7 protein-coding genes are annotated in these 10018 nt (G+C 63.2%); 4 read left to right on the plus strand and 3 right to left on the minus strand.

The window, feature by feature from the left end; genetic code table 11:
* Positions 1-87 precede the first annotated feature (87 nt).
* The 3 genes from IVB27_RS41685 to IVB27_RS41695 all read left to right on the plus strand — a co-directional run bounded on the left by IVB27_RS41685 (position 88) and on the right by IVB27_RS41695 (position 3704).
* Positions 88-1611 (plus strand): sugar ABC transporter ATP-binding protein, encoded by a 1524-nt coding sequence (locus IVB27_RS41685; RefSeq protein ID WP_247448315.1) that lies wholly within the window; start codon positions 88-90, stop codon positions 1609-1611.
* Complete coding sequence (locus IVB27_RS41690; RefSeq protein WP_247448316.1) at positions 1604-2659, plus strand: ABC transporter permease subunit; 1056 nt, start codon at positions 1604-1606, stop codon at positions 2657-2659. The genes IVB27_RS41685 and IVB27_RS41690 overlap by 8 nt, the downstream gene beginning before the upstream one ends.
* 97 nt (positions 2660-2756) lie before the next feature.
* Positions 2757-3704 (plus strand): ABC transporter substrate-binding protein, encoded by a 948-nt coding sequence (locus IVB27_RS41695; protein ID WP_247348173.1) that lies wholly within the window; start codon positions 2757-2759, stop codon positions 3702-3704.
* Between the two features lie 196 nt (positions 3705-3900).
* Here IVB27_RS41695 and IVB27_RS41700 read toward each other — a convergent pair whose 3' ends face one another.
* Genes IVB27_RS41700 through IVB27_RS41710 form a run of 3 tightly spaced genes read right to left on the minus strand, consistent with a single transcriptional unit; the run spans position 3901 to position 8979 of the window.
* Positions 3901-7107 (minus strand): efflux RND transporter permease subunit, encoded by a 3207-nt coding sequence (locus IVB27_RS41700; protein ID WP_247448317.1) that lies wholly within the window; start codon positions 7105-7107, stop codon positions 3901-3903.
* 4 nt (positions 7108-7111) lie between these two features.
* Positions 7112-8371, minus strand: a complete 1260-nt coding sequence (locus IVB27_RS41705) for an efflux RND transporter periplasmic adaptor subunit (RefSeq protein WP_247348177.1) — start codon at positions 8369-8371, stop codon at positions 7112-7114.
* Positions 8368-8979, minus strand: a complete 612-nt coding sequence (locus IVB27_RS41710; RefSeq protein WP_345947006.1) for a cation efflux transmembrane domain-containing protein — start codon at positions 8977-8979, stop codon at positions 8368-8370. Before IVB27_RS41710 ends, IVB27_RS41705 begins: the two co-directional genes overlap by 4 nt.
* Positions 8980-9127: 148 nt before the next feature.
* On the opposite strand from IVB27_RS41710, the gene IVB27_RS41715 reads away from it, so the two are divergent.
* Entirely contained in the window at positions 9128-9562 is a 435-nt protein-coding gene (locus IVB27_RS41715) for a MerR family transcriptional regulator (protein WP_247348181.1), read from the plus strand.
* The last annotated feature ends 456 nt before the right edge of the window (positions 9563-10018 follow it).

Below are 10018 nucleotides of genomic sequence, written 5' to 3' on the forward strand. Positions count from 1 at the left end.
GCCTTTTGTTTAATGCGCCACGCGCTAGGGACCGAACGAGACGCGGGTGAGATTACGATGCCGCCGTCGGCGCGCCGGGGAGGTGTGATGAGCGAGCCCATCCTCGAGATGCGCCGGGTCTCCAAATCGTTCTTCAGCATCAAGGCGCTGCGCGACGTCGACCTCACCGTCTACGCCGGCGAAATCCACGCCTTGATGGGCGAGAACGGCGCCGGCAAATCCACCCTGATGAAGATCCTGTCGGGCGCCTACCGGCCAGACCCGGGCAGCGAAATCCGCATCGACGGCCAGCCGGTGCAGATCAGCGGCCCGCACGGCGGCCGCGCGGCCGGCATCGCGATCATCTATCAGGAACTCTCGCTCGCCCCCAATCTGAGCGTTGCGGAGAATATCTATCTCGGTCGCGAGGTCTCCCGCGGCGGCTTGCTGGCGCGCGAGGCGATGCAGGCCGGCGTCGGTCCGATCCTAGCGCGGCTCGGCGCCGATTTCACGCCGCAGACGCTGGTGGCCAATCTCTCGATGGGCCAGCGTCAACTGGTCGAGATCGCGCGCGCGCTGCATGCCCGCTCCAGGATACTGATCATGGACGAGCCGACCACCGCGCTGTCGGCCGGCGAGAGCGAAAGGCTGTTCGCGCTGATTCGCCAGCTGCGCGCCGAAGGTCTCGCCATCATCTACATCTCGCATCGCATGGACGAGGTCTATGCGCTCGGCGACCGCGTCACCGTGCTGCGTGACGGCACGCTGGTCGGTTCGCTCGACAAGCCGGACATCCGCGCCGACGCCATCGTCCGGATGATGGTGGGACGCGACGTCTCGTCCTTCTACAAGAAGGAGCATGATCTCAAGGCGCGGCCGGGAGCTCCCGTGCTTGCGGCCGTCGACATCGCGGACAACAGGCGCGTCAAGGGATGTTCGCTGACGGTGCATGCGGGCGAGGTCGTCGGCCTTGCCGGCCTGGTCGGCGCCGGCCGCACCGAGCTTGCGCATCTGATCATCGGCGCCGCGCCCATGATCTCGGGCCATGTCGAGATCGAGGGCCGCGCGGTCCGCATCCGCACGCCCGGCGAGGCGCTGGACGCGGGCATTGCCTATCTCACCGAGGACAGGAAGGCGCTCGGTCTGTTCCTCGACATGTCCTGCCTCGACAACATCAATCTCGCTGTGCTGGGACGCGATGCGAAATTCGGCGGCATCCTCGACCGCGACAAGGCCCGTGACCGCGCCAAGCGCGCGTTCGCGGCGCTCGGAATCCGCGCTGCCAATGTCGGCGTTCCCGCCGGCGGGCTCTCCGGCGGCAACCAGCAGAAGGTGCTGCTGTCGCGGTTGCTCGCGATCGGTCCGAAAATCCTGATCCTCGACGAGCCGACGCGCGGCGTCGACGTCGGCGCCAAGTCCGAGATCTATTCGATCATCGACAATCTCGCGAAATCGGGCACCGCGGTTCTCGTCATCTCGTCCGACCTACCCGAGATCATCGGCATCTGCGACCGCGTCGTCGTGATGCGCGCGGGGCAGATCGCCGGGCAGATCCGGCGGGACGCGAAATCGCCGCTCAATCAGGAGGAGATCATGGCACTCGCCACCGGAACGGAGCAGCTCGATGCCTGAGAACGGCGCTTCCTCCAACACCGTACCTGCAAGGGCCGCCCCAGCCGGGTCCGGTGTTGCCGCCGCGCAGGAGACGAAGCGGCAGCGTACGCGGATGATCATTCGCGCGGTCGGCATGCTGCCGGTGCTGCTGCTGCTGTGCATCGGCTTTCACGTCCTGTCGGACGGCCGCTTCTTCACCGGCCAGAACATCGGCATCGTGGTGCAGCAATCCGCGGTCAATACCGTGCTGGCCGCGGGCATGACCTTCGTCATCCTCACCGGCGGCATCGACCTCTCGGTCGGCTCCATTCTGGCGGCGTCGGCGATGGCCGGGTTGATCGTCTCCAAATTCCCCGATCTCGGGGCGCTGTGGTTGCCGGCCGCGGTGCTCACCGGCGCCGTTTTCGGCATCCTCAATGGCGCCTTGATCGCGCTGTTGCGCCTGCCGCCCTTCATCGTCACGCTGGGGTCGTTGACCGCCGTGCGCGGTGCGGCGCGCCTGCTCGGCGCCGACACCACGGTGTTCAATCCGTCGATTCCCTATGCCTTCATCGGCAACGGCGCCGTGACTCTCATTCCCGGTGTCGTGTCGATACCCTGGCTCTGGGTGATCGCGTTGCTGGTCATCCTGGTGTCGTGGCTGGTGCTCAAGCGCACCGTGCTCGGGGTGCACATCTACGCGGTCGGCGGCAACGAGAGCGCCGCGCGGCTCGCCGGCATCAAGGTCTGGGCCGTGCTGATCTTCGTCTATGCCGTGTCCGGCCTGCTCGCGGGCCTCGGCGGCGCGATGCAGGCGGCGCGCCTCTACGCCGCCAATGGCCTGCAGCTCGGCCAGTCCTACGAGCTCGACGCCATCACCGCCGTGATTCTGGGCGGCACCTCCTTTGTCGGCGGCATCGGCTCGATCTGGGGAACGCTGGTCGGCGCGCTGATCATTGCCGTGTTGTCGAACGGCCTGATCCTGATCGGCGTGTCCGACGTCTGGCAATATGTGATCAAGGGCCTGGTGATCATCGGCGCGGTGGCGCTGGATCGCTATCGGCTGCAGGGCTCGGCCCGCACTTGAGCGCGGGAGAGATGCAGCCGGAGCTGCGCCCTCATGTTCATTCCGTCACGGCAACTGGTCGCCGTGCCGGAGAATCAACAGACCAGGGAGGAAGCCAATGTTGAAGACGATCTCGCTTGCTGGCGCCGCGATGGCGCTCGTCCTGAGCTCTGCTCCGTCCTTCGCCAAGGAACTCAAGTCGGTTGGCATTTCGCTGGGCTCGCTCGGCAATCCGTTCTTCGTCGCGTTGTCGAAGGGCGCCGAGTTCGAGGCCAAAAAGACCAATCCCAACGTGAAGATCACCACCGTCGGTTTCGAGTATGATCTCGGCAAGCAGGTCACCCAGATCGACAATTTCATCGCCGCCGGCGTCGACCTGATCCTGCTCAATCCCGGCGATCCCAAGGCGGTCGGCCCGGCGATCAAGAAGGCCCAGGCCGCCGGCATCGTCGTCGTTGCGGTCGACACCGCAGCCGAAGGCGCCGACGCCACGGTGACCACCAACAACGTCCAGGCCGGCGAGATCTCCTGCCAATACATCGTCGACAAGCTCGGAGGCAAAGGCGACGTGATCATCGAGAACGGCCCGCAGGTTTCCGCGGTGATCGATCGCGTCGTCGGCTGCAAGAACGTGCTCGGCAAGAACCCCGGCATCAAGGTTCTGTCCAACGACCAGGACGGCAAGGGCTCGCGCGAAGGCGGCCTCACGGTGGCGCAGGGTTATCTGACCCGCTTCGCCAAGATCGACGCCATCTTCGCCATCAACGATCCGCAGGCGATCGGCACCGACCTCGCGGCGCGCCAGCAGCACCGCACCGGCATCGTCATCACCGCGGTCGACGGCGCGCCCGATATCGAAGCAGCGCTCAAGGACCCGCAGGCGGCGCAGATCCAGGCCTCCGCCTCGCAGGACCCGTTCTTCATGGCCCGCCGCGCCGTGCAGGTCGGCGTCAGCATCCTCAACGGCCAGAAGCCGGCGTCCACCGTCGAGCTGCTGCCGTCGAAACTCGTGACGCGCGACAATGTCGGCGAGTACAAGGGCTGGACCTCGGACCGGTCGCAGTAGTAGCGGTGGGATATGGCCGGCGCCGGATGTGGCGCTGGCCAGCTTACGTGGCGCCATGTTAGTTATGCATGCAGCGATTGACCGGGGCTGGGTCGGCTGCGCCCGCTCGTCAGGCTCATGAGCTTGAGGTCATAGGTTCAAATCCCGTCCCCTAAAATAACCTCAGATTCTAGAACCAGGTAGCGCGCTCGGGCGATCAACCTGTCAAATTGCGCGGTCCGCTTGAAAATCGCGCATACAGCGCGGGCAGAACAACGAGCGTCAGCAAGGTCGCGCTGATCAGACCACCGATCACCACGGTGGCCAAGGGTTTCTGCACCTCGGCTCCGGTCCCGGTTGCAATGGCCATCGGCACGAAACCCAAAGAGGCGACCAGCGCGGTCATCACGACAGGGCGCAGACGGGTAAGCGCGCCAACGACAATGGCCTCCTGCTTCGATACCCCGTCATGGATGAGCTGCCTGATAAAGCTTAACATCACGAGTCCATTGAGAACGGCGACGCCCGACAGCGCGATGAAGCCGACCGCCGCCGAAATCGAAAAGGGCATATCGCGCAGCCACAACGCCACCACTCCTCCAGTGAGCGCCAGGGGAACGGCGCTGAACACGATCAGCGCGTCGCGGGCGGAACCCAGCGCGCCCAAGAGGAGCAGGAATATCAGCCCAAAGCAGAGCGGCACAACAATCATGAGCCGTTGCCGCGCGGCGCTCAAATTCTCGAACTGGCCGCCCCAAGCCAACCAATACCCGGCAGGCAGCGCGACCTGCTCCGCGATCTTCGCTTGTGCCTCATCGACAAGCGAGCCGATGTCGCGACCGCGCACGTTGGCTGTCACCACCACGCGCCGCTTGCCGTTTTCCCGGCTGACCTGATTGGGGCCTTCGCCCACATGGAAACTCGCAAGCTGGCGCAAGGGAACGGTAACCGCCCCGGTACCCGACCCGCTTTGTGGCAGGGTGACCGGCAGATTTTCCAGCGCCAGGACTTCGCTGCGTTGCGAATCGGCAAGTCTGACAACAATCTGGAAACGGCGATCGCCCTCGAACACGAGTCCGGCCGGGCTGCCACCGATGGCGACACCGACAACATCCTGCACGTCCACAAGGTTCAGGCCGCGACGGGCGATCTCCGCCTTGTCGATTCTGATCTCCACAACCGGCAGGCCCTGCACCTCCTCCACCTTGACGTCGGCCGCACCCTCGATTTCCTTGAGAATAGCGGCAATCTGGTTGGCCGCGCGCAGCATGGAGGAAAAATCGTCGCCGAAGACCTTCACTGCCAGGTCCGCGCGCACACCGGCAATCAGCTCGTTGAAGCGCATCTGGATGGGCTGGGAAAACTCAACTTTGTTGCCAGGGGATTTGGATGCCTCAGCTTCGAGCTGCCGGATCAATTCGTCCTTGGGTATCCGCGGATCGGGCCATTCGTCCCGCGGCTTCATGATGACGTAAGTGTCCGCCGCATTCGGCGGCATCGGGTCGGCCGCCAGGTCCGGCGTGCCGACCCGGGAAAACACAAACGCAACCTGCGGCAGTTGGCTGACGGCCTTCTCGATACTGAGCTGCATTGTTTGCGATTGTGCAAGCGACGTGCTGGGAATCCGCCTGACTTCCATCACGATATTCTTCTCGTCGAGCGTTGGCGTGAACACCTGGCCAAGCCGTGCGAACAGCAGGGTGGCCCCGACGCACAGCAAAATCGCGGCGGTGATCACCGCGATGGGTGATCGTGTCGCCGCGCCAAGCGCAGGTTGATACAGCGTCTTCAAGCCGCGGACGATGAAATTCTCGGTCTCTTGCACGCGTGCGCTGACGAAGATTGCGATCATCGCCGGCACGAAGGTCAACGAAAGCACGAAAGCCGTGATCAGGGCGATGATGACCGTCATGGCCATCGGTTCGAACGTCTTGCCCTCCACGCCGGTGAAGGTCAGAAGCGGCACGTAGACGAGAATAATGATGGCTTGCCCGTACACCGTCGGTCTGATCATCTCGGTCGCGGACATCGTCACAGGGTCGAGACGCTCGCTCAGCGACATGCTCCGGCCAAGTTCGCGCTGGCGCTCCGCCATGTGGCGAAGGCAATTCTCGGCGATAATGATCGCGCCATCCACGATCAACCCGAAGTCCAACGCTCCGAGGCTCATCAGGTTCGCACTGATCCTGCCTTGCAGCATGCCGGTCGCGGTGATCAGCATGGTGACGGGAATGACGACGGCCGTCACCAATGCCGCGCGGAAATTGCCCAACAGCAGGAACAGCACCAGTACCACCAGCAGCGCCCCTTCGGCGAGGTTCGTTGCCACGGTGCGGATCGTGGCATCGACAAGTTGGGTGCGATTGAGCATCGTGCGTGCGCGGATGCCGGGCGGCAGGGTGCGGTTGATCTGGTCGAGTTTGCTCGCCGCCGCGGCCGCGACGGTCCGGCTGTTGCCGCCGACCAACATCAGGGCCGTCCCGAGCACCACCTCGCGCCCGTTCACGCTTGCACTGCCGGTTCTCAGTTCGCGGCCAAGCGCTACCTCCGCCACATCCCTGATCCGCACAGGAACGGCGTGACGGGTCGCGACGACGATTTCTTCGATATCACCGAGGTTTTCCACGCGCCCGCTGGTGCGTACCACATAGCCTTCGCCGTTACGCTCGATAATGTTCGCGCCACGGCTGACATTGTTGGCGTCGATAGCATGCACGATTTGCCCGAAAGACAGCCCGTAGGCGATCAGGCGCGCCGGATCCGGTTGCACAAGGTACTGCTTCACGTATCCGCCGATCGCGTCGGCTCCCGCGACACCCGGCACGGTCTTCATCTGAGGACGGATGATCCAGTCCTGCACGGTACGCAAATAGACGGTGCGCTGAAATTCGTCGGCGAGGCGCTCACCTTCGGGGGTGAGATACGAACCGTCACTCTGCCATCCCGGCTTGCCGTCGCGGACCGAACTGGTCTCTTCGGCGGGCAGATACTCCACCGACCACCAATAGACTTCGCCGAGCCCGGTCGAGATCGGGCCCGTCCGGACATCGACGCCGGGCGGCAGGCTCGCCTTTGCTTCGGTAAGACGCTCCGCCACCTGCTGGCGCGCGAAGTAGATGTCTGTCCTGTCGGTAAAGACGGCGGTGACCTGGGCAAAACCGTTGCGCGAAAACGAACGGGTCAATTCCAGACCGGGCGTGCCGGCCAGCGCCGTTTCGATTGGAAAGGTGACCTGTTTCTCGATCTCGATAGGCGAGAGCGCCGGCGCGAGGGCATTGACCTGGACCTGGACGTTGGTCACGTCGGGGACGGCATCGATTGGCAGCTTGGTAAGAGACCACGCGCCGGAGAGCGCAGCAGCAAGCGTCACGAGCACGACCAACCACCGGCGACGCACTGATGCGGCGAGGATGTATTCGATCATCCCCTCAGTCCTCGGCGGACGACTTGAGGAACTCTGCCTTGAGCAGAAACGTGTTGGTGACGGCGATGGTCTCGCCGGCCTTCAAACCCGTCAGCACCTCGGTTAAGCGGTCATCGCTCCGGCCGGTCACCACCGAGCGCTTTTCGAAACCTTCCGTCGTACGGATGAACACAGCTTTTCCAGCGCCGATCGTCTGGATGGCGTTGGTTGGCACGGCAATGGAAACCGCTTGTTCGCCGGTCGCGACCGCAGCGGTCACAAACGAACCCGGCCGCCATGCGCCGCTCTCATTGGCAACTTCCGCAACCACGCGCGCCGCGCGCGAGTCCTTGTCGACGACAGGAGTGATGAACACGACCTTGCCGTCGGGCTTTTCCGTGATTCCACGGGCCGCAATCGACACGGGCTGCCCCTCCTTGATCGCGGGGAGGTCGGTCGGACTCACTGCGAGTTCGACCCAGACACGATCGAGATCGACAATCACGAACAGTTCGGTCTCTAGATTATCCCGTCCGACCGCCATGCCGAGATCGACCTTGCGCTCGACCACGCGGCCTGCCATCGGCGCTCGAACCTCCTGGCGACGCAGCAGGGCTTCCGGCTCGTTTGGCAGAGCCGCGATTTCGCTTTCGCTGAGACCAAGCGCGAACAACTTCTGGCGGGCAATATTGGATTTCATTTCAGTCTGCGCAGTCAGGTTTCGGGACCTGAGAAACTGTTGTTCGGTGGATGCGCGACCTTCCCATAGCATTTTGTCGCGCTGAAATAATGTCTGCTGCAACTCATTGGTGAGGCGGGCGGCGAGGTATTCGCTTTTGGCGTCCGCGACTTCACGGCTTTCAAGGATGGCGAGCACTTCGCCTTTGATCACTGGATCGCCGATATTCTTTCGCAGCTCCGCCACAGTGCCAGAGAGTTTCACGGCGACTCTCGCGATCCGGTCGGCGACTGGGATAATTGTTCCGGGAACGATGATGCGGCGAGCGAGGATGCCGCTTTCGATCTGTGCCAGATCGATGTGCGCTTCCGTCAGTTGCTCGTCTGTCAGGCTGACGACCGCTTGCTTGTCGTCCGACGCCTTGCTGCCTTCGCCGCGCGGCTGCCCAGCAGAGTCGGGCGATTGCACGGTGCCAGGCGCAAAAGCCAATCCCGCGAACTTGCGCACAGTTTCCGGCACGCCGGGTGCAAGGCTTGCAACCGCGATCCCGGCTGCAAACCCGAGGCCCGTAAACGCCAACCGCGCCACTCTCACGCGTTCGATCATTTTCGGAATCTAATAGTTGCGCTGCTGACTTGCCCTGATGAAATCGGCCGCGTTGTTGGCGCCGAAGGGTGAAGTTCGGACATCGCATGACGGATGATCTGGACGCCGCCGCAAATCCCCAGCGCGGCCATGATCGCTGCAACGATGATATCCGGCCAACCCGTGCCGGTTCCGAACACGCCCGCCGCCGCCAACAGCACGGCCAGATTACCGATCACGTCGTTTCGCGAACATATCCAGACCGAGCGCATATTGGCGTCCCCGGCCCGGTAGCGGAAAAGCAAGACGGCTACCGCAGCATTGCTGACGAGCGCCAGTATGCCAACGACGCCCATCACCTCTGCTTTCGGAAGAGTGCCGGACCACGCCTGAAAGGCCGTGATCCCGATCACCCACAAGGCGAGCACCAGCAAAGTGATGCCCTTCAAAAGCGCCGCGCGGGCTCGCCACACCAGAACCATGCCGGCGACCCCGAGGCTGATTGCGTAATTCGCCGTATCCCCGAGGAAGTCCAGCGCATCGGCCTGCAAGGAAGCCGAACCAGCCGCGATGCCGCTTCCGATCTCGGCCAGGAACATGACCCCGTTGACGCCGAGCGCAATCCACAAGACGCGGCGCCACGCGGGGTTGCTGGGCGCTGGGCCGCCAGGGGAACACGATTCGTCATTGCAGCAGCCCGCCATGCTTCATCCTCGATACTTGAACTCAGATCTTGCATCCTCTAGTGACTAGAGGAGCAAGAGAAAGGTCTCCAAAATGGGTGACGAATGTCCCATCGGCGAGGTTGCCAGACGCACCGGCCTCAAGGTTCCGACGATCCGCTATTATGAGCAGATCGGCCTCCTGCCACCTTTGCCGCGATCCGATGGCAACCGTCGCCGTTATCGTGACAGCGACATCCGGCGCCTCGTCTTCGTCCGCCACGCGCGCGAGTTGGGTTTCGAGGTCGAGGCCATCCGCACCTTGCTCGAATTGCAGGACCAGCCCGAGGGCTCCTGCCGAGAGATCGATGCGCTTGTCGGCGAGCACCTTGAGGCCGTTGACAGCAAAATTCAGCGGCTCGTCGCGCTTCGTGGCGAGCTTCAGCACATGTTAGCGTGCTGCAGAGGAGGTCGTGTGGCCGAGTGCCGCGTCATCGAATCAATTTCCAACTGCGAAGCCCCAGCCAAACTCAAGAGTTTCGCATCGTGACACTGCCCGGCTTCAATTGAGTTGTTCGGGCTGTCAAGCTACTGAATGCGACCTGGCCACGGCCCTTCAAAAGTCCGGCTACGGACGGGCCTGGGCTCCCGAGCCGCTAATATCCGCGATCGGAGTAAGCAGGCCAGACTCGCTCATTAATTAGGATGTAACGAAAATAACGAGTGGCGGAAGTCCAGGGGGCTGTTTGTTGCAGGTCCCCGCAACCGCGTTCGTCAACAACGATTGCGATCTACGCTGGCTCGTCTTCGAGGTCTCTTCGGCAGCTCACGACAGCTCCCCAGCTAGCTTCCGCGCATCATTCAGCACGGCCCGGACCTGCCTTCATTCAGCTGGAGTTACTGTGACAGCGTTGGACTGCACCCCTGGAATGAGACACGGTAATTGCGGTGACAGGCTCATTTCGAGGATGACCTGTGGCAGCAAGAGGAAAGAACCGTCGGTTTC

This window comes from Bradyrhizobium sp. 197 (genome assembly GCF_023073375.1).
In the GTDB taxonomy this organism is placed as follows: domain Bacteria; phylum Pseudomonadota; class Alphaproteobacteria; order Rhizobiales; family Xanthobacteraceae; genus Bradyrhizobium.